The following is a 21,466-nucleotide window of genomic DNA, read 5'->3' as shown; positions in this document are numbered from 1 at the left end:
GGCGTCGAAACAGACGAATGCCCCGGGCGGGGTCGCCCGGGGCATTCGCGGATCGGTCAGCGCACCACCCGTACCGGGCTCGGCGCGCTCTCGTTCCAGAGCCGGTCCAGCGCCGTCACGGCGTACGTGTACGTCGCGCCCGGCGTCGCCGTCTCGTCCAGCCAGGACTGCGCGCCCGCCACCTGGTCGGCGCGCACGGTGCCGACCAGGTGCGCCGCGTCGGCGAAGTCGCAGGCGTCGACCGGGCCGTCGCCGTCGAAGCGGTAGACCGCGTACGAGGTGGCCGTACCGAGCGGGCCCTGGCCGTCGGCCGGCTGCCACCAGTGCAGCCGCACCCCGTCGGCGGACCGCTCGGTCCGTGTCACCACCGGATGCAGCAGCGGCTTCGCCGGCAGGTGGGTCATCGTCGGTGGCAGTGCCGGCCGGGAGTAGTGCTCGGCGGCGTAGATGTCGGTCGCCCCGAGCCGGTTGGCCTTCACCTGCACGGCCGAGAAGTGCACGTTGCCGAGCACCTCCGGGTACGACCGGTTGAGCGTGAGGTGGTCCGACAGCTCGCGCGGGTTCATCCAGTACGACCCGTACGCCGGTTCGCCGCTCTTGTAGTCGGCCTGGCCGATGTAGAGCTGCACCCGGGTGCCGCGCACCTGCTCGGCCCACCACGGCACCAGTCGCGCGTAGTCCGCGGCCGGGTACTGGCCGATGTACCAGTAGAGCTGCGGCACCACGTAGTCGATCCACTCCTCCTTGATCCACTTACGGGTGTCGGCGGAGATGATGTCGTACGACTGCGAGCCGGTGGTGTCCGAGCCGAGCGGGTCGACCGACTTGTTGCGCCAGATGCCGAACGGGCTGACCCCGAACTTCACCCACGGCTTGGCCGCCTTGATCCGGTCACCCATCTCCCGGACGAGCAGGTTGATGTTGTCCCGCCGCCAGTCCGCCTTGTCGGTGAAGCCCCGGTGGTGCGCGGCGAACGTGGCGTCGTCCGGCACCTGGTGCGTCCCACTCGGGTACGGGTAGAAGTAGTCGTCGAAGTGCACGCCGTCGATGTCGTACCGCTGGACCGCGTCCATCATGGCGGTCTGGACGAACTCGCGGACCTCGGGGAGGCCGGGGTTGTAGTAGAGCCGGCTGCCGGCGACGCCGGCCGGCGGGTAGGCGAAGGTCCACTCCGGGTGCTGGCGGGCCGGGTGGTCCGGTGCCAGCTTCGCGATGTCCGCGCCGGCTCCGCCCGGGGCCGGCATCGAGATCCGGTACGGGTTGAACCAGGCGTGGAACTCCAGGTTGCGCTTGTGCGCCTCGGTGACGAGGAAGGCGAGCGGGTCCCAGCCCGGGTCCTGCCCGCGCACCCCGGTCAGGTACTCCGACCACGGCTCGTACGGCGACGGCCAGAACGCGTCGGCGGTCGGGCGGACCTGCACCACGACGGCGTTGTGGTTCAGCTGCTGTGCCAGGTCGAGCCAGCCCAGGTACTCGGCCTGCTGGCTGGCGATCCGGTCCGGCGCGGTCTGGGAGGCCTTGGTCGGCCAGTCGATGTTGACCACGGAAGCGATCCACATGGCGCGGAACTGGCGCTTGGGGGTGGCCGGGTCGGTCGTGCAGTCGATGGTGGTGGGGGTGGCGGTGGTGTCCGGTGCGGCGCTCGCGGGCGTGCCGGCGACCAGCGCGCCGAGCAGTGCCACGGCCAGCCCGGCGGCTCGGAGCCGAGTTGCCTTCATGCGGTGTGTCCCTTCGTCGGGCTCCCGGTGTCGCGGCCGATGGCGGCAACATTCGCCGCAAGCTATCTACCGCTGGTAGGAAATTTTCACACCGTCCGGCCTCCGCGCAAGGGTCTGACCTGGATGTCCGGATACTGCAGGGGGTTGCCGTCCCCGGCGGCCCACTCGTACCCCGGAGGGTGACTGGTTCCACACGCCGGGTCGTGGCCGGAGTGGATCACGGCCTCGGCTGGGGATCCGCGTTCGGGCCCCGCACCACCGGTCTGCCGTCGGTCCAGATCACCTCGTCGAGCCAGACCTGGCGGCCCGGGTCGGTGCTGCCCTCCCGGCCCGGCGGCCAGGCGTGGTAGACCAGCCAGGTCCGGCCGTCCTTGACCACCATCGAGGCGTGGCCGGGACCGGTGGCGACCCCGTTGGCCTTGAGGATCGGGTTCTCCGCCGCCTTCACGCAGGGGCCGGCGGGGCTCTCGCAGACCGCGTAACCCTCGGCGTAACGGGCCTGGTCGTAGGCGTTCGCCGCGTAGAAGAGGTACAGCCTGCCGTCCTGCCGGTGCAGGAACGGCCCCTCGACCAGGGCACCCTCCCAGGGCTCGGTCTGCCGCAGCAGCCTCGTCGGCTCCCCCACCAGGCGCAGCCCGTCGGCGGAGAGCCGCTGCGACCAGATCCAGGTGTCCGCCCCGACGGCGTTGCCGTCGTTCTTCCAGAGCAGCCAGAGCTTCATGGCGCGGGCGGTCTCGGCGGCGAGCCGGCCGTACTCGTCGGCGCGACCTGCCAGGGGCCGTCCAGCTCGTTGCCGAGGCACCAGAGCCGCACCCCGTACGGGTGCTCGACACCGTGCTCGCGGCGCAGGTCGGACAGGTGGGTGCCGCCCGGATGGTTGGCGTACTCCAACAGGTCGCAGGCTTCCTGGACGCCCCGGGTGCCCAGGTTGACCGCCATCATCGGCTCCACCCCGGCCTCGCCGGCCCAGGCCATGAACTCGTTCAGCCCGAAGGCGTTGGTCTCGATCGTCTTCCAGGCCAGGTCGAGCCGGCGCGGACGGTCGCCGACCGGGCCGACGCCGTCCTCCCAGCGGTATCCGGAGACGAAGTTGCCGCCGGGGTAGCGGACCACCGAGACGCCCAGCTCGCGGGTCAGCTCGAGCACGTCACGGCGCAGCCCGCGCTCGTCGGCGTGCGGGTGGCCGGGCTCGTAGACGCCGCCGTGGACGCAGCGCCCCATGTGCTCGACGAGGGAGCCGAAGATCCGCCGGTCGGCCGGGCCGATCGCGAAGGCCGGGTCGATGGTCAGCTGGGCGCTGCGCAAGGGTGCCACCTTTCCTCACCGGTGTCGGGTGACGCCGGTCACGCCGTACCCCAGGTTTGTACAACGTTGTAACCAACGTTGTAAAGATGCCGTCGCGCGGTAGAGTCCGGGCCTGGCACCCGGCACCCGCGGGAGGACGAGGTCGTGCGACACAGGCTCAAGGACGTGGCCGAACGGGCCGGCGTGTCGGTCAAGACCGTGTCGAACGTGGTGAACGGCTACGTGCACGTGCGACCGGACACCCGGGCCCGGGTGGAGGAGGCCATCGCCGAACTCAACTACCGGCCCAACCTGTCCGCCCGCAACCTGCGCACGGGGCGTACCGGAGTGATCGCCCTCGCCGTCCCGGAGCTGGACATGCCGTACTTCGCGGAGCTGGCCCGGCACGTGGTCACCGCCGCCGGCGTACACGGCTGGACGGTGCTGGTCGACCAGACCGGCGGCGGCCCGGAACAGGAGCGGGTGGCCGCCTCGGGCATCGGCGACCACATGATCGACGGGCTCATCTTCAGCCCGTTGGCGCTCACGGCGGACGACCTCACCGGCCTGGACGGAATACCCATGGTGCTGGTCGGGGAGCGGGTCGACCACGGCCCCGCCGACCACGTGGCGGTCGACAACGTGGCCGCCGCACGCGAGGTCACCGCCCACCTGATCGGCCTGGGGCGGCGTCGGATCGCCGCGATCGGCGCGCAGCGCACCCCCGAGGGAGCCAGCGCCCGGCTCCGGCTGGAGGGCTACCGTGCCGCACTGGCCGCCGCCGGCCTGCCCTACGACGAGAGTCTGGTCGCCCCGGCCGCCGCCTGGCACCGGGCCGACGGGGCGGCCGCGATGCGGCGGCTGCTCGCCTCCGGTGCCCGGCCCGACGCCGTCTTCTGCTTCAACGACACCCTCGCCCTCGGCGCGCTGCGTGCCCTGCACGAGGCGCGGCTGCGGGTCCCCGACGACGTCGCGGTGGCCGGCTTCGACGACGTCGAGGACGGGCGGTTCTCCGTCCCCACGCTGAGCACCGTCTCGCCGGACAAGGAGGTCATCGCCCGCCTCGCGGTGGAACTCCTCGCCGGCCGGCTCGCCGGTGAGCGTGCCGCCCCGGCGCGTGAGCTGTCGGTGCCGTACCGCCTCGAACTGCGCGAGTCCACCGAGGGCCGGGCGCAGGCCTGACCGGAGCCCCGGAGCCGGTGGTCAGTCGAAGAAGCGGGCGAGGTGGGTGGGGGTGGGTGGGTCGGCCCCTGGCGGCAGGGGAGTGAGGTCGGCGAAGATCGACGCGCCGTCGCAGCCGGCGTGCAGCGGGTACCAGCGCGGGGTGCCCGGCGGACGCTGGCCGCAGATCCCCTTGAAGGTCTGCACGTCCAGCAGCCGGACATGGGTCGGGTCGGCGACCGCGTTGACGTGCCCCCACCAGGGACTCATCACATGCAGCACGCCGCCGGGGCGGAGCACCCGGTGGCACTCGTCCACCAGCGGCAGGAAGTCGATCAGGTGCTCCAGGATGTGCACCGCGAAGAGCGCGTCCACCGAGTCGGTGGCCAGCGGCAGCGAGCCGGACAGGTCGGCCACCGCGTCCACCCCGGGCGCGGGGAAGATGTCCAGCCCGAGGTTGGTGGGGTACTGCTTCTGGCCGCCGCAGCCCAGGTCCACCACCACCGGGTCCCGCCCGGCGACGCGGACCCGGTCCCAGACCCCGTAGACACCGGCCAGCCGGCCGACCAGGTCCCGGACCAGGCGCAGGTCTGCCGCCTCGGCGACCTCGCCGGTCAGGTGGGCCACCCCCCGGTCGAACCGCACCTCGACCGCGATCCGGCGCAGCCGCTCGTCGTGCCGGGCCTGGTCCGCCCAGGACTCGGCCAGGAATCCGTCGATCGCCCGCAGCCGCTCGGCCGAGGGCGGTGTCTGAGCCAGCGCGACCATGGCCACCTCCCGGGCCGCGTTACCCCGAAATCCGCCGGACATGCCCGCCCGGCCCGGACCCAGTCGGTAACGACTCCAGTGCGGCGACATGGCGGTATCCGCGTCGCTCGGACACCGCCATGTCGCCGAACCGGAGTGGATCACGCGGCGGCGCGACGCGGCGTGCGACGGATCAGCCGGAGATGGTGCGCCGGGGGGCCCGGACGCCACCCCGGATCCGCTGGCGCGGCGCGGCGATCGTCCTGGGTCGCTTGAGGTGGTACCGGTGCAGCTCGTTGTTGCCCGGCAGGGACGGGTCCTCGCTCATCGCCACGAGTTCCCAGCCCTGGTCGCCGGCCCGGTTGAGGTGGGCCAGCGCGGTGTCTCCGTACGGTGTCACGTCGACCATCGAGCCGTCCGGGCCGTACCAGATGAAGACGATCTCCCAGCCGGTGTCGTCGGTGGCCGCCTGGCGGCGGCGGACCAGCAGCGCGTACTCCCACTTGAGCATGGAGTCATTGTCACCCCGCGCGAGCAGGTCGGCACGGGATCAATCCTCGGCGATCCGTCCGGCGTCCACCCGCAGCCGCCGGTTGACGCTCACCGCGTCCAGCATCCGCCGGTCGTGGGTGACCAGCAGCAGCGTCCCGGCGTAGTGCGCCAGGGCCGACTCCAACTGCTCGATCGCCGGCAGGTCCAGGTGATTCGTCGGCTCGTCCAGCACCAGCAGGTTGACCCCGCGCCCCTGCAACAGGGCCAGCGCCGCGCGGGTCCGCTCGCCCGGCGACAGGGTCGCCGCCGGCCGCAGCACATGCGCCGCGCGCAGGCCGAACTTGGCCAGCAGCGTGCGGACGTCCGCCGGGGCCAGCTCGGGTACGGCCGCGCCGAACGCGTCCAGCAGGGGCTGCTCGCCGAGGAAGAGCCCGCGGGCCTGGTCGACCTCGCCGACCACCACTCCGGGGCCGAGCGAGGCGTGCCCGGAGTCGAGCGGCAGCCGACCCAGCAGCGCGGCGAGCAGTGTGCTCTTGCCGGAGCCGTTCGCCCCGGTGATCGCCACCCGGTCGGCCCAGTCGATCTGGAGGTCCACCGGGCCGAGGGTGAAGCCGCCCCGGCGGACGACGGCGCCGCGCAGCGCGGCCACCACGGCGCCGGCCCGGGGAGCGGCGGCGATCTCCATCCGCAGCTCCCACTCCTTGCGGGGCTCCTCCACCACGTCCAGCCGCTCAATCAACTTTTCCGTCTGCCGGGCCTTCGCCGCCTGCTTCTCGGTCGCCTCGGCGCGGAACTTGCGGCCGATCTTGTCGTTGTCGGTGGCCTTGCGCCGGGCGTTCTTCACGCCCTTCTCCATCCAGGACCGCTGGGTCCGGGCCCGCGCCTCCAACCCGGCCTTCGTGTCGGCGTACTCCTCGTACTCGGCGCGGGCCTGGCGGCGGGCCACCTCCCGCTCCTCCAGGTACGCGGTGTAGCCGCCGCCGTAGAGCCGGATCTGCTGCTGGACCAGGTCCAGCTCCAGCACCCGGGTCACCGTGCGGGTGAGGAACTCGCGGTCGTGGCTGACCAGCACCGTGCCGGCGCGCAGCCCGGTGACGAACCCCTCCAGCCGCTCCAGGCCGGCCAGGTCCAGGTCGTTGGTGGGCTCGTCGAGCAGGAAGACGTCGTACCGGCTGAGCAGCAGCGAGGCCAGCCCGGCCCGGGCCGCCTGGCCGCCGGAGAGACCGGTCATCAGGTGGTCCAGGTCGACGGTGAGCCCCAGCTCGGCGGCGACCTGCTCGGCGCGTTCGTCCAGGTCGGCGCCGCCGAGGTCGAGCCAGCGTTCGAGCGCCTCGGCGTACGCGTCGTCGGCGCCGGCCGCGCCCACGCTGAGCGCCTCGGTGGCGGCGTCCAGCGTCGCCTGCGCCGCGGTCACCCCGGTTCGCCGGGCGAGGAAGTCGCGGACCGTCTCGCCCGGCCGGCGCTCCGGCTCCTGGGGGAGGTAGCCGACGGTGGCGGTGGGCGGATTCAGCGAGATGCCGCCCTGCTCGACGGGCTGGAGCCCGGCGAGGGTGCGCAGCAGCGTCGACTTGCCGGCCCCGTTGACGCCGACCAGCCCGACCACGTCGCCGGGGGCGACGACCAGGTCGAGGTCGGAGAAGAGGAGGCGGTCGCCGTGGCCGGCGGCGAGACCCTTGGCGATCAGCGTGGCGCTCATGAGGAGCTGAGCGTACCGGGGCGGTCCGGGCCGGCCGACCGGATAACCGGCCCGCCGCACGGGGTCGGTGGACGCGAGGCACACTCACTCCCGTGGTGACCACTCTGGCGATCGACTGCGGCGGCGGCGGGATCAAGGCCTCCGTGCTGGACGCGGCCGGCACCATGCGGGCCCGCCCGCTGCGGGTGCCCACGCCGTACCCGCTGCCGCCGGCGCTCTTCGTCAAGACCCTCGTCGAGCTGGGCGGGCGGCTGCCGGCGGCGGACCGGGTGACCGTCGGGATGCCCGGCATGATCCGGCACGGCGTGGTGGTGGCCACCCCGCACTACGTCACCCGCTCCGGCCCGCGCAGCCGGGTCGACCCGGAGCTGGTCGCCGAGTGGTCCGGGTACGACGCCCGCGCCGCGCTGACCGACACCTTCGGGGTGCCGACGCTGGTGCTCAACGACGCCGAGGTGCACGGCGCGGGGGTGGTCGCCGGGACCGGCTGCGAGCTGGTGCTGACCCTCGGCACCGGGCTGGGCAGTGCGCTCTTCGACGGCGGTGTGCTCGCCCCGCACCTGGAGCTGTCCCACGCCCCGGTGCGCTGGGGCACCACCTACGACACGTACGTGGGGGAGCCGGAGCGCCGCCGGCTGGGTGACGCGTTCTGGTCCCGCCGGATCCGGCAGGTGGTGGACGGGCTGCGCCCGGTTTTCCGCTGGGACCGGCTCTACCTGGGTGGCGGCAACTCCCGGCTGATCCGTCCGGAGCAGTTGGCCCGGATGGGCGACGACGTCGTGGTCGTACCGAACACGGCCGGAATCGTCGGCGGTGTCCGGGCCTGGGACCTGCTCGGCGACCGCCGTCCGACCCCCTGACCCGGGCGTTTCCCGCGCAGGAACACTCGCGGTCCGGCCGGTGTTGTGCCAGCGTCGAACCCAGGGCGGCGTGACACGAGGAGGGGTCGGGATGGATCTTCTGGCGGACTACCGGCGGGCGACCATGTTCTTCGAATCAGGTGACCCGACCGGGGCGGCCCGGCTGCTCGAACCGATCGTCGAGGCCGAGCCCGGCAACTCCTCGGTACGCCAGCTGCTGGCCCGGGCGTACTTCCAGTCGGCCCAGCTGGGCCGGGCCGAGGAGCAGTTGCGCGAGCTGGTCGAGCGGGACCCGAGCGACCACTACGCCCACCACGTTCTGGGCCGGACGTTGGAGCGGCTGAACCGGCACGCCGACGCGCTGCGGCACCTGCGGATCGCCGCGGCGATGCACTCCACCAACGACGACTACGCGACCGCGCTGCGCCGGGTCGAGAGCCGGGTCGGCGGCGGTCGCTGAGCGGCGACGCGGAGGTCGGGGCAGCCCTGCGGGGCTGCCCCGACGCGTGTCCGGGGCCGAACGGCGGGCCGGAATACGATGGCGGTCATGGGACCTGAGCCGGGGGTGGGCGGGGCATGAAGCTGAAGCTGGACCTGCACGACATCTTCAACAAGGGCCACGACATCGACCGGGCGCTGCGCGGGATCATGGACGAGGCGGTGGCGAAGAAGGCCACCCTGGTCGAGATCATCCCGGGCAAGGGCTCCGGCCAGCTCAAGAAGCGGGTGCTGCGGTTCCTCGACCAGAAGGACGTCAAGCAGCTCTACCACCGGGTCGAGAAGGACTCGAAGAACTTCGGCCGCCTCTTCGTGCACTTCCGCTGGAAGTGACGATCCTCCTTCCGCGCCGGAGGACGAGGCTCGGCCCGCGCAGTCGTGGGCCGAGCCTCGAGCTGTCCGGCCCGGTGGGACGGGTGGGCGTTGTCACCTGGGCTGCGGCGGACGGCTGAGCGGTCAGGGAGCGACGCGCTCCAGGAACTGCACGCGGGCCACGTCGCGTGGGTTCGCGCTGAGGTCGGCGTCGATCGGGGTGATGCTGACCTTGTCGGCCTGGAGTGCGCTCCAGTCGCTGCCGGGCTCAGGCGTGCCCGTGGGCCCGCCGAGCGTCAGGGCGTACGTCCCGGGCTGGCCGGGCGCCCCGGTGGTGTTGGTGAATCCGAAACGGAGGTAACTGTTCGGGTCGACGTGCGTCAGGCTCGTGCCCCTGGCCGCGGCGGTTCCGGGGTAGTTGATGTTCAGGCCGAGCCCCGCGGGAAGGACGGCACCGTCCCGGGCGCGTCGGGCGAGCGCCGCCACGACGTCACTGGTGTACTCGGCGACCTGGTCCTTGAGCGCCACGGACTGCTCGCGGGTCTTGCCGTCGATGCTCACGGCGATCGCGGGAACGTCGTTCTCCAGGGCCATGGTCGCTGCGCCGACGGTCCCGGAGTGGTTGACGATTGAGCTGTAGTTCCCGCCGGGGTTGATCCCGGACACGACGAGGTCGGGTGGTTCGCTCCGGAACAGGGCGTCGAGGCCGACGATCACCGCGTCGCTGGGCGTGCCCGTCACGGTCCACACGCCGGGTTCGGGGTTGGCGAGGTTCACCGTCGGATAGGTGATCAACGTTCCGGTGCCGCTCTGGTTGGTCGCCGGGGCGACGACGGTGACCTGGTGGCCGTCGGCGACGAGGGCGTCGCGCAGTGCCGCGATCAGTGGGGTGCTCGATCCGCCCGGTCCGATCCAGCCGTCGTCGTTGGTGACGAGGATCCGCAGGCGGCGGTGGTCGGACTGCTGGCCGGACTCGTGACTGGGCTGGGCGACGGCGGCGGCGTCGAACGACGCGACCGCGGCGACGGCCAGGGCGAGGACGAGGGGGCCGAGACGACGAGTTGTGCTCAAGGCAACTCCTCTTCGAGGTTCCACCCCGGACCGGACACCACCCCGTGCCAGGGGCGTGCGGCTGACAGCAGTAGGCGCGAATGCCCCGGGGTGTACACGGTGGGCGAGTGTCGAGTGTAGACGGTCAGTCGTGACGGGTGGGGCGGGCGACGAGCGGGCGCCGAGCAGGACCTGCGCCATCGCCGGGCAGACCGGTACCGAGTCGCTCAGAGCGGGTACGTCCGGGCCACCGCCAGCATCTCCGAGCTGTGCGAGCCGACCACCCCGACGTCCGGCGGGCGGGGCCGGAAGCCGGGCAGCGCGTCGAGGCCGTCACTGGCGTCCATCGCCCGCAGCCGCACCTGCCCACCGCGTGGTCGCAGGGTCAGGGTGACCTCGACCCCCTCCGCCGGCGGTGCGTGGAACACCACGCCCCACCAGCGGCCGTCCAGGTGCCGCTGTTCGATCTCGACCGGCCTGCCGGCCACCGTCGCCGCGGTGACGTCCGCGCCACCCGGACCGGCGGTCTCCACGTGCAGCGAGGCCAGCCGGACCGACCGCTGCGGCACCAGGCGCAGGCGCAGGGTCCGTTCTGCGCCGGCCGTGGTGTCGGCCAGCACCTCCAGCTTCGGTGCGGGCAGATTCGCCGCCGGGGCGGCACCGGCGCGCAGTTCGGCGTCACCGAGCCCCGGGAAGTCCTCGACCGTCTCGACCTCGTCCACGTACCCGTCCGTCCAGGGCTGCGGGTCCTCCTCGTGGCTGAGCCAACGGGCCTGCCCGGTGCCGGCGTCCAGGGCGTACATCAGATGGGTGGGCACCGGGTGCGCGGCGTCGAAACGGTCCACCCGCAGGCCGACCCCGGCGAGCACCACCGCCGCGAGCCCGGCGGCGAGCGCCGGCAGCGCGCCCGCCCGGCGGGCGCGGCCGGCGACCGTGCCGCGCTGGCCGCCGGCCGCCGGGTGCAGCAGGTCCACCACCGGCAGCGCGGCCAGGCCGAGCAGCACCGCGAAGAGCGCCGCCACCCCGCCCATCCCCATGCCGAGGGCCGGGAAGAGCAGCACCACCGTCGGCAGCAGGATCACCACGGCCACCGCGCCGGCGAGGGTCACCGCGGCCACCGGCCACGGGCCGTCGACCCGGGTGGCCAGCGCGACCAGGCCGGCCACCGCGCCGGCCAGGGCCGGCAGGATCGCCAGGTACGCCCCGCCCGGCACGGTCGCGGCCAGCGCCACCCCGATCAGGGCGAGCCAGCCCAGCCCGCCGACCGCCAGGGCGGCCGGGCCGACCCGGCGGCGGGTGAGCGCGTACCAGGCGAAGAGGATCGCGGCGGCCAGCGCCACCACGGCCAGCCGGTACCAGACCGGCCGGTACGGGTCGAGCAGTTCGGCGTAGCCGGGGCGGAGCGTGGTGATCCCGGCCCAGAGCAGCTGGGCGGCGAGCGGCGCGGCGACCACCGGCACCAGCGCCAGCCCGAAACCGGCCGCCAGCCGGCCGGCCGTGGCCCGGCCGCGCCGCCGGGCCCGCCAGGCCAGCCCCAGCACCGCCGCCACCGCCAGCCCGGCGAGCGGCCAGGTCAGCCAGCCGGGGTAGCGGACCAGCCCACCCGGGACGGGGAAGTAGGTGGCGTCGTGCCCGGCGCGCAGGGCGGTGAGGTCGGTACGCCCGAACTCCCGCGCCAGCCCCAACGCGTTGTCCCCGTGCTGCTGGAGGCTGCCCCGGTCCATGCTCGCCGGGGTGTCCAACGGGGTGTGGTAGATCGCCCCACCGTCGATGTACGCCGAGTTCAGCCCGACGAAGTCCTCGTCCAGGAACGCGGTGAAGTCGGTGTCGTTGGGCAGTGCCCGGTAGATCTCCACCGCGAACGAGGTGCCCACCGGGTGCGGGGCGGCCCGGCCGAAGACGTCCACCAGCTTCGCGTTGTCCCGGGACGTCTCGAACATGATCACGGGTCCGGTGGACCCGCGCGCCTCCAGGTTGAGCACCACCCCGCCGTCCGCAGCCAGCGGGTGCTGCGAGGCGAACGCCGACGCCCCGCAGAGGCAGGCCTCCTCGGCGTCGGTCAGCACGAAGACGATGTCGTTGCGCGGCCGGGGGCCGGCGGCCAGCGCGCGGGCCACCTCCAGAATGGTGGAGGTGCCGGCGCCGTCGTCGTTGCCGCCCGGCCCGGACTGCACCGAGTCGTAGTGCGCCACCAGGAACACCCGGCCGGTCGGGGTGGTTCCGGGCAGCCGGGCCACCACGTTGCGGACCCGGGCCAGGGTGGCCCCGGCGGCCGCCCCGCTGAGCTGACCCGCCTCGTCGGCCACGGTGTCCTGCACCTCGGTCTCCAGGCCCAACCCGCGCAGCGCGCCGACCAGGTGCTCGCGTACCTGGTCGTTGGCGGCGCTGCCGGCCACGTGCGGCCGGGCCGCGATCGTCTCCACCGTCCGGTACGCCCGCCCGGCGCTGAACTCCCCGGCCGGGGCGTCCGCCGGTCGGGGTGCGGGCGTCCGCAGGTCGACCAGGACGGCGGCGCCGACCGCGAGCAGCGCGACCAGCGCGACGAGCGCGGCGAGCGGCCGGTGACGCGGGCGCGCCAGGGCCCGGTCGGCGGCGGGGACTCGGGGTACGCCCACGGCGGACTCCTCTCCGGTGGGGCGGGGGTGGGCCCATCCTGCACCGCCGCACAGTGATCCGCGACACCCGGTGCCGATCCGTGACCGGTCGTCCGCCCGAACGTTCACTCGGTGACTGCCTTGCCCGGGTACGCCCGTGCCGTCGTGCTCATGTTGTGTGCGACCGTTGTCTGATACAGGATCAGCAGGGCACTCGGAAGGAGCCCGACATCACCAGCGAACTCCCGCGTCTCGCGGCGGTGACCCGGCCGCACCGGGGGCCCGGCACGGCCGGTCCCTCAGTCGCGCCGTACCCGCAGGGCGGTCTCGGGCGTAACCCGAACCTGCCGCCCGGTGAGCGACTGCGGGTGCTGCTGGTCGAGGACGACGAGGGTGACGCCTTCCTGGTCGGTGAACTGCTCGCCGAGACCAACTCGATGATCGACCTGCTGGTCGCCACCAGTCTGAGCGAGGCGCGCCAGCGGGTGGCCGGCGTGGACTGCGTCCTGCTCGACCTCGGGCTTCCGGACGCGCAGGGCCTGGACGGCCTGCGCAAGGTGCTGGAGATGTCCAGCGGCGCGGCGGTCTGTGTGCTGACCGGCCGCTCCGACGAGCACCTGGGCATCGTCGCGGTCGCCGAGGGCGCGCAGGATTACCTGGTCAAGGGCCAGGTCGACGGGGTGCTGCTGACCCGGGCGCTGCGCTACGCCGTGGAGCGCAAGCGGGCCGACGAGAACGCCCGCCGGCTGCGCGAGGTCGAGCTGCGCCAGGCCGAGTCGGCCCGCCTGGAACGCGGCCTGCTACCCCAGCCGCTGATGTCCACCGACGAGGTGTCGGTGCACACCTTCTACCGTCCCGGCCGGCACGCCGCCCTGATCGGCGGGGACTTCTTCGACGTCGTGCAGACCCGGCCCGACCGGGTCGACCTGATCGTCGGTGACGTCTGCGGGCACGGCGTGGACGAGGCGGCGCTCGGCGTCGAGCTCCGGGTCGCCTGGCGGGCGCTGATCCTGGCCGGTGTCCCCGACGACGAGGTGCTGCCGGCGTTGGAACAGGTGCTGATGAGCGAGCGTCGGCTCCAGGAGATCTTCGCGACCGTCGCCACCGTACGGCTGGACCTGGACGCCAACCGGGCCACCGTCCGGCTGGCCGGTCACCCGCCGCCGCTGCTGCTCTTCGGGGGCAAGGTCGCGCCCGTTCCGGCGCCCGGCGGCCTGCTCCTCGGCGTACGACCGCGCCGGCCCGTAGCGTTCGACCTGGAGTTCGACACCGATGACTGGTCCCTGCTGATGTACACCGACGGCCTGATCGAGGGGCGGGTGGGCGACAGCGACGACCGGCTGGACGTGCCGGGGCTCGCCGGTCTGCTGGAGGACCCGGCCAACCACACGGTGCCGCTGGCCGAGCTGCCGGCGTGGCTGGTCGGCCGGGCGGAGCAGATCAACGGTGGTCCGCTCGCCGACGACGTCGCCATGCTCCTGGTCACCCGGGGTGGTGGCCGGTGAACACCTACCGCCAGGGCTGGACCCTGCGGCGGCGGGTGCTCGCGCTGCTCACCGTGGTGGTGGCGCTGCTGCTGGGCCTGGCGGCGGCGGAGGCCGCGCTGGCCACCAAGACCCGGCAGAACATGGACGCGGTGCTGATCAAGACCGGGCCGCTGCGGGTGCAGGGCCAGGAGCTGCTCAACGCCCTGCTCGACCAGGAGACCGCCGTCCGGGGTTACGCGGTCAGCGGCGACCGGGCCGACCTCGCCCCGTACGAGACCGGTCTGAGGCAGGAACGCGACACGGTCGCCGCGATGAACAAGCTCATCGGCGACTACCCGGCCATCCAGCGTGAGCTGCGGGTCGTGGAGCAGCAGTCGGCCGACTGGCGACGGACCATCGCCGAGCCGGTGATCGCCACGACCGAACGCGACGGCACGGAGGCCGGGCAGGCGCTCATCACCGACCAGGCCCGGCAGCAGTTCGACGACATCCGGGCCTCGGCCGAGGTGCTCCAGGAGGAGATCTTCGCCGAGCGCAACCGCACCGCGCAGAAGGTCTACCAGAGCAGCAACTTCCTGGTCGTCCTGCTGATCATCGCGGCGGTGGTGATCGCGGTCGCCGGCGTGCTGCTGGTGCTCTCGCTGGACCGGATGGTGATCCGGCCGCTGACCGGGCTGGCCCTGCAGGTGCGGGAGGTCGCCGGTGGCGACTACCGGCACCACATCGAGGGGTCCGGCCCACCGGAGTTCCGCCGGCTCGCCGACGACGTCGACGCCATGCGGCAGAAGATCGCCCGGGAGCTGGACGAGGTGCGCGAGGCGCGCCAGAACATCGAGTGGGTCAACAGCCAGCTGCAGAAGCAGGCCGAGGAGCTGACCCGCTCCAACCGGGACCTGGAGCAGTTCGCGTACGTCGCCTCGCACGACCTCCAGGAGCCGCTGCGCAAGGTGGCGAGCTTCTGCCAGCTGCTCCAGCGGCGCTACGCCGGGCAGCTCGACGAGCGGGCCGACCAGTACATCGCCTTCGCGGTCGACGGCGCGCAGCGGATGCAGCGCCTGATCAACGACCTGCTCGCCTTCTCCCGGATCGGCCGCCTCACCAGCGGCTTCACCGAGGTCGACCTGGACAAGGTGATGGGCGACGTGGCCGGGCAGACCGAGGCCGCCCGCCAGTACGCCGACGCCGAGCTGACCTGGGGCCCGATGCCCACCATCCGGGGCGAGGAGCCGCTGCTGACCAACCTGCTGGCCAACCTGGTCAGCAACTCGGTGAAGTTCCGCCGGCCCGACGTCGCCCCGAAGGTGCACGTCTCCGCCCGGCTGGTCGACGACGAGTGGGAGATCAGCTGCCAGGACAACGGCATCGGGATCGAGCCGGAGTTCGCCGACAAGATCTTCGTGATCTTCCAGCGGCTGCACTCCAAGGACGCGTACCCGGGCACCGGCATCGGCCTGGCGATCGTCAAGAAGATCGTCGAGTATCACGGCGGCCGGGTCTGGGTCGACACCGCCGTCGACGAGGGCACCGCGATCCGGTTCACCCTCCCGGCGCGCCCCGAGGACGTCGAGGCGGCGAAGGCCGAGGCCGCCGCGGCCGAGGAGTCGACCGGGGACGTCCCGGTGGACGCCGACGGCGCCGAGGACGCGGCCCCGGCCGACGCGTCGGCCCCGGTCGACCGGCAGCCGGACGGCGCGGCGGACGGGAGTACGCCCGACGGGACGTCGGAGCAGGGTACAACGGGTGGCATGAGGGAGACGGTGGGATGACGGTGCCGGCGGACGGCAACAGCCCGATCGAGGTCCTGCTCGTCGAGGACGACCCGGGCGACGTGCTGATGACCCAGGAGGCGTTCGAGGAGCACAAGCTCCGCAACCGGCTGACCGTCGTCTCCGACGGCGCCGAGGCGCTGGCCTACCTGCGGCGCGAGGGGCAGTACGCGGACGCGGTGCTGCCCGATCTGATCCTGCTCGACCTGAACCTGCCGCGCCGCGACGGGCGGGAGGTGCTGGAGGAGATCAAGAAGGACGATCAGCTCTGCCGGATCCCGGTGGTCGTGCTCACCACCTCCCAGGCCGACGAGGACATCCTGCGCAGCTACCAGCTGCACGCCAACGCCTACGTGACCAAGCCGGTGGACTTCGAGCGTTTCATCTCGGTGGTCCGGCAGATCGACGAGTTCTTCGTCAGCGTGGTCAAGCTCCCGCCGCGTGGCTGACCGGCTGCGGGACCAGGTCGGCGAGCTGCTGCGGGAGACCGCGGCAGAGGTCGTGCTGCCCCTGTTCCGCCACTTGGACGACGCCGACGTCACCGAGAAGGCCCCCGGCGACCTGGTCACGGTGGCCGACCAGCGGGCGGAGGCGAAGATCTCCGCCGCGCTGCGTGAGCTGCGGCCCGGCTCCGCGGTGGTCGGCGAGGAAGCGGTCGCCGAGGACCCGTCGCTGCTGCGGCACCTGCGCGACGGTGGCGACGTCTGGCTGGTCGACCCGGTCGACGGCACCGGGAACTTCGCCGGTGGACGGAGCCCGTTCGCGCTGATGGTCGCCCTGCTCACCGACGGTGAACTGACCGCCGCCTGGGTGCTGGACCCGCTCGCCGACACCCTGGCGGACGCCCGGCGGGGCGAGGGCAGCCGGCTGGACGGCCGGCCGGTGCGGGTCGCCGAGCTTGCCGTCGCCTCGGGCGGGCTGCGGGGCACGGCGATGACCCGGTTCCTGCCCCCCGGCACCCGGGAACGGATCGAGGCCGGCGGTGAGCGGATCGGCGAACTGCTCCCCGGGCAGCACTGCGCCGGCCGGGAGTACCTCGACCTGCTCACCCGGGAGCAGGAGTTCGTGCTCTTCTGGCGGACCCTGCCCTGGGACCACGCTCCCGGCGTGCTGCTGGTCCGGGAGGCCGGCGGGGTGGCCCGCCGCTTCGACGGCACCGACTACCACCCGGCCGACGACGGCCGAGGGCTGCTCGTCGCCGCCGACGAGGACACCTGGACCGAGGTGCGTGACACCCTGATCGGGGGCTGAGCGCCCGCGCCGGCCGCCGGTTTCGCGGCGCTGTGCGACGGCGTCGGAACGCTGTGTCGATGCTCGATGAGCCGAGTGGTCACGGGCCCGGTCGACCGGGCTGCGTCCGGTATCGTGTCCGGCGGTCTCCCGCCAGCGGGCCACCTGCTTCGTCGGCGGGGCCACCGCCGCGCAGGGGTCGACCGGGCCCCGTGGGGGAGAGGGAAGGACACCTTCGTGCCCAGGACCACCAGCACCCGGCCGCGCGTACGCCGGCCGTTGATCGTGCTGCTCGCCGTGGTGGCGCTGCTGCTCGGCGGGGGCGTCGTGCCGGCCTCCGCGGAGCCCAACGAGGGCGGCACCAAGAAGCTGCGCGACGCGCTGGAGGCCGCCGCCAAGGGCCACATCGAGGCCAAGGCCAAGCTCGACAACTCCAAGCGCCGCCAGGCCGCCCTCACCGGGGAGCTGAAGGCGGTCGAGGGGCGGCTGGTCGGGTTGAACGCCCAGGTCGGCCAGGTGGCCGCGCAGTCGTACCGGCTGGGTCGGCTCACCCCCACCTCGGCGCTGCTCAACAGCGCCAGCCCCGAGTCGTTTTTGCAGCGCGCCGCCGAGCTCGACGTGATGGGCCAGCGCGACGCCAGGAAGCTGCGCGACCTCGTTGAGGCCAAGCAGACCGCCGCGCAGGCCAAGGTGGCCATCGACACCGAGGTGCGCGAGCAGCAGAAGCAGGTCGCCGCCCTGGCCAAGCGGAAGCGGGACGCCGAGCGTGCGCTCGCCACCGTCAGCTCCGGGGTCAGTTCCGGCTTCAGCGGCGGGTCGTCGTCGGCGAAGCCGGCGCCGCGCAACCCGGACGGCTCCTGGCCGTCGGAGAGGTGCTCGGTCAACGACCCGACCACCGACGGGTGCATCACCCCGCGCACCCTGCACGCCCTCCAGCAGGCTCAGGCCGCCGGCTACAAGCGGTACGTCAAGTGCTTCCGCACCGGCGGCGACGGTGAGCACCCGAAGGGCCGTGCCTGTGACTTCTCCGCCGCCACCAGCACGTTCAAGGACGAGACGGCGACCGGCGGGGACAAGGCGTACGGCGACAGTCTGGCCAACTACTACAAGAACAACGCCAGCCGGCTCGGCGTGCTCTACGTGATCTGGTACCGGCAGATCTGGATGCCGAACACCGGGTGGCGGGCGTACAGCGGTTCCGGCAGCCCGGCCGCCGACCACACGAACCATGTTCATCTTTCGATGTACTGACCCGGGCGGCCAGGAACGCTGCGTACCATCGCGACGGTGAGCAGCTCATCCTCCGACGTCGTGGACGAGACGGCACCCGCCTCGCCGGCCACCTCCCGCGCGTTGCCCAACGGGCTCGCCGCGTTCCTGGTCTTCTTCTCCAGCGGCGCCGTCCTGGTGCTGGAGACGGTCTCGTTGCGCCTGGTCGGCCCGTACGTCGGGGTGACCCTCCAGGTGACCAGCTCGGTCATCGGCATCGCGCTGGCCGCCATCGCGTACGGGGCGTGGACGGGCGGGTGGCTCGCCGACCGGCGGGACCCGCGTGGCCTGCTCGCCCCGGCGCTGGTGCTGGCCGGGATCGCCGCCGCGGTCACCCTGCCGGTGGTCCGGTACGCCGGTGAGGTGCTGCGCGGCGGGGCGGCTGCCGCCATCCTGCTGCTCGTCGCGGCGGCCGTCTTCGTGCCGGCGGCCCTGCTCTCGGCGGTCACCCCGCTGGTGGTGAAGCTCCAGCTGGCCGACCTGCGGCGCACCGGGCAGGTGGTCGGCCGGCTCTCCGGCATCGGCACCCTCGGCGGTATCACCGCCACCCTGGTCACCGGCTTCGTGCTGGTGGCGGCGCTGCCCAGCACGGTCATCCTGATCGCGCTGGCGGCCCTGCTCGGCGTCACCGGCCTCGCCCTCGGGGCGTACCTGCGCCGGCAGCGGGGCGCCGGGCTGCCCGGCCCGGCCCGGGCGAAGGCCACCCTGGCGGTGCTCGGGCTGCTCGGCGCGGGGCTCAGCGCGGTCGCGCCGAACCCGTGCGACGTGGAGACCGCGTACCACTGCGCCCGGGTGGCCGAGGACCCGTCGCGGCCCAGCGGTCGGGTGCTGTACCTGAACTCGGCCCAGCACTCGTACGTCGACCTGGCCGACCCGACCCACCTGGAGTTCGAGTACACCCGGTGGATCGGCGCGGCGGCGGACGTGCTCGCCCCGAAGGGGCAGCGGCTGGACGCGCTGCACCTGGGCGGGGGCGGGTTCACCGTGCCGCGCTATCTGAGCGCCACCCGGCCGGGCACCGACAACGTGGTCTTCGAGATCGACGGCGGGCTGGTCGAGCTGGACCGGCGTGAGCTGGGCGTACGCCCGGGGCCGGGGCTGCGGGCGGTGGTGGGTGACGCCCGGATCCTGGTCGCCGGCGAGCCGGCCGACAGCCGTGACCTCGTCGTCGGGGACGCCTTCGGGCATCTGGTGGTGCCCTGGCACCTGGCCACCCGGGAGATGGCCGCCGAGGTCCGGCGGGTGCTGCGTCCCGGCGGGCTCTACGTGCAGAACGTCATCGACTACCCGCCGGGGCGGTTCATCCGCAGCGAGCTGGCCACCGTCGCGGCCGAGTTCCGGCACGTCGCGGTGGTCGCGCCGCCTGCGGCGCTCGCCGGGCAGGTCGGGTCGAACTTCCTCGTCGTCGCCTCCGACGCGCCGCTGCCGCTGGACGCGCTCAACCAGCGCCTCGGCGCCCTGGACACGGTGCCCGACCTGCTCGCCGGGGCGGAGTTCACCGCCTTCGTCGGCGACGCGCTGGTGCTCACCGACGACTACGCCCCGGTGGACCAGCTGCTGGCGACCGCCTGATCGGGTGACATTGCTGACCGATTACGACCATCCAGGTGTAGCCCGCCCCGACTCGGGCAACACGTTCGACCATGGGTGGAGCGATCCGGAACGGCGCGCAACTGCTGGGTGAGCGGTACCGGCTGATCGAGCAGCTCGGCGCGGGCGGCATGTCCGTGGTCTGGCGCGGCTACGACGAGGTGCTCGGCCGGCAGGTCGCGGTGAAGGTGCTCGCCTCCCGGCTGGCCGCCGACCGGGCGTTCCGGCACCGCATCCGGGTCGAGGCCCAGGCCGCCGCGCGGCTCTGCCACCCCAACATCACCAACGTGTACGACTACGGCGAGTCCGAGCAGGTCGGGCTGACCGTGCCGTACGTCGTGATGGAGCTGGTCGACGGCGGCCCGCTGACCGCGCGGCTCGGCCGGGACGGCAAGCTGCCCTGGCGGGAGGCGGTGACGATCGGCGCGGAGGTCACCTCGGCGCTGGCCACCGCGCACGCCCGTGGCGTGGTGCACCGGGACGTCACGCCGGGCAACGTCATGCTCACCTCCACCGGCGTGAAGGTGGTCGACTTCGGTATCTCGGCGCTGGTCGGGGAGAGCGAGAAGGGCCCGGACGGCGCCCTGCTCGGCACCCCCGCCTACCTGGCCCCGGAGCGGCTGGACAACGGCCAGGTCTCCCCGGCCACCGACGTGTACGCCGTCGGGCTGCTGCTCTACCGGATGCTCACCGGCCGGCTGCCGTGGCAGGCCAGCACCACCACCGAGATGCTCCGCGCGCACATGTACAACGACCCGGAGCCGATGCCCGAGGTGACCGGGCTGCCCGACGAGGTGGCGGAGCTGGTGAGCCGGTGCCTGGCCAAGCAGCCCGAGGACCGGCCGCAGACCGCCGAGGTGGCTCGTACCCTGGCCGAGGCGGCCGGGATGATCGCGGCCGTGCCGGTCTCTCCGGCGCCCGGCATCGCGGACCCGGCGCTGCTGGCCAACGCCGGCACCACGATCCTGCCCTGGTCCTCCGACACCGATGCGCTGCCGTTCTCCGGCCGGACCCGCAACCGCCGGGCGGCGGCGCGCCGGCGCAAGGCCGAGGCGGGGGTGGCCGCCGCCGGCCTGGTCGCGGTGACCGCCGCGATGTGGGGGGTGACCTCCAAGAGCCCCGCCAGCGGCGGCGTGGACAAGCCCACCGAGGCGCGGATGGGGCTCCAGCAGCAGAACCTCTGCGGCGTCTCGTACGTGCTGCGCAAGGACTCCGGCAAGGACTTCACCGCCGAGGTGACGCTTACCAACACCGGCAAGCAGGAACTGCGGGACTGGAGCATGAGCTTCGCCTTCCCCGGCACCCAGAAGGTGACCAAGGCCAGCCCGGCGGTGGCCCGCCAGCAGGGGCGTACGGTCGTCGTCCAGCCTGCGGCCGGCGGGGCCGCGCTCGCGCCGGGGGCCTCGGAGAAGGTCGCGATGACCGGCTCGTACACCGGGGCGAACCCGCTGCCGGTGGAGTTCCGGCTGGGCGACGCCACCTGTGCGGTCCAGGTGTCCGGGGTGGCCGGCTCCACGCCGACGACCGCCCCGGCCAAGGCGCCGGCCAAGAAGGCGACCGGCAAGGGCGGCTCCACCGCCACCTCCGGGAAGGGCTCCGGCGGGGGCGCGAAGGCGAAGTCCGGCAAGGGGGCGGGTGACGGCGCAAAAAAAGCCGCGGCGCCCGTGGCAAGGGACGACGATGACGACGACGGAGGCGACGACGACTGACGG

The 21,466-nt window shown here is 73.3% G+C and carries 18 protein-coding genes and 1 pseudogene; 11 read left to right on the top strand and 8 right to left on the bottom strand.

Annotated features, from left to right (window positions below; genetic code table 11):
* Positions 1–56 precede the first annotated feature (56 nt).
* The 3 genes and pseudogenes from GA0070560_RS02365 to GA0070560_RS28980 all read right to left on the bottom strand — a co-directional run.
* Positions 57–1,718 carry a glycoside hydrolase family 10-like protein gene (locus GA0070560_RS02365; protein ID WP_091290628.1) on the bottom strand — a complete coding sequence of 554 codons (1,662 nt, stop codon included), beginning with the start codon at positions 1,716–1,718 and terminating at the stop codon, positions 57–59.
* Between the two features lie 217 nt (positions 1,719–1,935).
* Positions 1,936–2,439 (bottom strand): family 43 glycosylhydrolase, encoded by a 504-nt coding sequence (locus GA0070560_RS28985; protein ID WP_245675328.1) that lies wholly within the window; start codon positions 2,437–2,439, stop codon positions 1,936–1,938.
* Positions 2,434–3,023 (bottom strand): annotated as a pseudogene (locus GA0070560_RS28980) (alpha-L-arabinofuranosidase); the annotation flags it as partial. The gene GA0070560_RS28985 and the pseudogene GA0070560_RS28980, both read right to left, overlap by 6 nt.
* 144 nt (positions 3,024–3,167) lie before the next feature.
* Here GA0070560_RS28980 and GA0070560_RS02355 point away from each other — a divergent pair.
* Positions 3,168–4,184, top strand: coding sequence for a LacI family DNA-binding transcriptional regulator (locus tag GA0070560_RS02355; RefSeq protein ID WP_091290625.1), 1,017 nt, complete (start codon positions 3,168–3,170; stop codon positions 4,182–4,184).
* A gap of 21 nt (positions 4,185–4,205) precedes the next feature.
* Here GA0070560_RS02355 and GA0070560_RS02350 read toward each other — a convergent pair whose 3' ends face one another.
* The 3 genes from GA0070560_RS02350 to GA0070560_RS02340 form a co-directional block, all read right to left on the bottom strand.
* Positions 4,206–4,931 carry a methyltransferase domain-containing protein gene (locus GA0070560_RS02350; protein WP_091290623.1) on the bottom strand — a complete coding sequence of 242 codons (726 nt, stop codon included), beginning with the start codon at positions 4,929–4,931 and terminating at the stop codon, positions 4,206–4,208.
* 172 nt (positions 4,932–5,103) lie between these two features.
* Positions 5,104–5,421: a hypothetical protein gene (locus GA0070560_RS02345; protein WP_091290620.1), complete on the bottom strand. Its 318-nt coding sequence runs from the start codon at positions 5,419–5,421 to the stop codon at positions 5,104–5,106.
* Positions 5,422–5,460: 39 nt separating this feature from the next.
* Positions 5,461–7,098, bottom strand: coding sequence for an ABC-F family ATP-binding cassette domain-containing protein (locus GA0070560_RS02340; protein WP_091290901.1), 1,638 nt, complete (start codon positions 7,096–7,098; stop codon positions 5,461–5,463).
* Positions 7,099–7,190: 92 nt separating this feature from the next.
* Here GA0070560_RS02340 and GA0070560_RS02335 point away from each other — a divergent pair, with 92 nt between their 5' ends.
* The 3 genes from GA0070560_RS02335 to GA0070560_RS02325 all read left to right on the top strand — a co-directional run bounded on the left by GA0070560_RS02335 (position 7,191) and on the right by GA0070560_RS02325 (position 8,789).
* Positions 7,191–7,958, top strand: a complete 768-nt coding sequence (locus GA0070560_RS02335) for an ROK family protein (protein WP_091290617.1) — start codon at positions 7,191–7,193, stop codon at positions 7,956–7,958.
* A gap of 91 nt (positions 7,959–8,049) precedes the next feature.
* Positions 8,050–8,418, top strand: coding sequence for a tetratricopeptide repeat protein (locus GA0070560_RS02330; RefSeq protein ID WP_091290614.1), 369 nt, complete (start codon positions 8,050–8,052; stop codon positions 8,416–8,418).
* Positions 8,419–8,534: 116 nt separating this feature from the next.
* Positions 8,535–8,789 carry a Smr/MutS family protein gene (locus GA0070560_RS02325; RefSeq protein WP_013736060.1) on the top strand — a complete coding sequence of 85 codons (255 nt, stop codon included), beginning with the start codon at positions 8,535–8,537 and terminating at the stop codon, positions 8,787–8,789.
* A gap of 123 nt (positions 8,790–8,912) precedes the next feature.
* On the opposite strand, the gene surE is transcribed toward GA0070560_RS02325, so the two are convergent.
* Positions 8,913–9,839 carry a 5'/3'-nucleotidase SurE gene (gene surE, locus GA0070560_RS02320; RefSeq protein WP_211565728.1) on the bottom strand — a complete coding sequence of 309 codons (927 nt, stop codon included), beginning with the start codon at positions 9,837–9,839 and terminating at the stop codon, positions 8,913–8,915.
* Between the two features lie 206 nt (positions 9,840–10,045).
* A complete protein-coding gene (locus tag GA0070560_RS02315; RefSeq protein ID WP_091290607.1) occupies positions 10,046–12,433 on the bottom strand; it encodes a M28 family peptidase in 2,388 nt (795 codons plus the stop codon).
* A gap of 239 nt (positions 12,434–12,672) precedes the next feature.
* On the opposite strand from GA0070560_RS02315, the gene GA0070560_RS02310 reads away from it, so the two are divergent.
* From GA0070560_RS02310 to GA0070560_RS02280, 7 genes are all read left to right on the top strand, one after another.
* Positions 12,673–13,917: a PP2C family protein-serine/threonine phosphatase gene (locus tag GA0070560_RS02310; RefSeq protein WP_170839242.1), complete on the top strand. Its 1,245-nt coding sequence runs from the start codon at positions 12,673–12,675 to the stop codon at positions 13,915–13,917.
* Entirely contained in the window at positions 13,914–15,665 is a 1,752-nt protein-coding gene (locus GA0070560_RS02305; protein WP_091290604.1) for a sensor histidine kinase, read from the top strand. The genes GA0070560_RS02310 and GA0070560_RS02305 overlap by 4 nt, the downstream gene beginning before the upstream one ends.
* Positions 15,662–16,114, top strand: coding sequence for a response regulator (locus tag GA0070560_RS02300; protein WP_088976209.1), 453 nt, complete (start codon positions 15,662–15,664; stop codon positions 16,112–16,114). Before GA0070560_RS02305 ends, GA0070560_RS02300 begins: the two co-directional genes overlap by 4 nt.
* Positions 16,107–16,916, top strand: a complete 810-nt coding sequence (locus GA0070560_RS02295) for an inositol monophosphatase family protein (protein ID WP_091290601.1) — start codon at positions 16,107–16,109, stop codon at positions 16,914–16,916. Before GA0070560_RS02300 ends, GA0070560_RS02295 begins: the two co-directional genes overlap by 8 nt.
* Positions 16,917–17,132: 216 nt before the next feature.
* On the top strand, positions 17,133–18,146 hold the full coding sequence (locus GA0070560_RS02290) for a coiled-coil domain-containing protein (RefSeq protein WP_091290598.1): 1,014 nt from the start codon (positions 17,133–17,135) through the stop codon (positions 18,144–18,146).
* Between the two features lie 36 nt (positions 18,147–18,182).
* Complete coding sequence (locus GA0070560_RS02285; protein ID WP_091290595.1) at positions 18,183–19,736, top strand: fused MFS/spermidine synthase; 1,554 nt, start codon at positions 18,183–18,185, stop codon at positions 19,734–19,736.
* Between the two features lie 71 nt (positions 19,737–19,807).
* A complete protein-coding gene (locus GA0070560_RS02280) occupies positions 19,808–21,463 on the top strand; it encodes a serine/threonine-protein kinase (protein ID WP_091290593.1) in 1,656 nt (551 codons plus the stop codon).
* Positions 21,464–21,466: the final 3 nt, after the last annotated feature.

The sequence above is a fragment of the Micromonospora halophytica genome (assembly GCF_900090245.1).
Classification (GTDB): Bacteria; Actinomycetota; Actinomycetes; order Mycobacteriales; family Micromonosporaceae; genus Micromonospora; species Micromonospora halophytica.
Note: the sequence above shows the minus strand (reverse complement) of the source record. Positions and strands in the feature narration are given on the sequence as shown.